At 64.6% G+C, this 316-nt stretch carries 1 protein-coding gene; it reads left to right on the top strand.

From position 1 onward, the window contains the following. A partial coding sequence (locus tag U5775_RS39210) for a hypothetical protein (RefSeq protein WP_322063473.1) occupies positions 1-316 on the top strand: 316 nt, incomplete at both ends.

The following is a 316-nucleotide window of genomic DNA, read 5'->3' as shown; positions in this document are numbered from 1 at the left end:
CACGGGCATCGACATCAATTCGTGGATCACCGCTTCGAAGGGCGACGTCTCGATCCAGGCCAATAACCCGCTTGCCAGGGGCAACCTGAATCAGAACGCGAACGTGACGGCGAACCAGGGCTCGGTCAAGCTCGCGGGCACCAACGTCACGCAGAAGAAGGGCTACGTCACCTATGCCGGCAACGGCGTGAATATCGGTGCGGACGAAACGCTTCAGGTCGCACGGGTGGATAGCGCGGGCGACGTGCAACTCGGCGCGGCGGGCAACGTGACGGTCGTCGACGCGATCAGCGGGCGCAGCGTGGCCATGCAGGGC

Origin of the sequence: Paraburkholderia sp. J63 (assembly GCF_905220245.1) — a bacterium.
Lineage (GTDB): Bacteria > Pseudomonadota > Gammaproteobacteria > Burkholderiales > Burkholderiaceae > Paraburkholderia.
The sequence above is the reverse complement of the archived record's forward strand: the minus strand, read 5'-3'. Positions and strand labels throughout refer to the sequence as shown.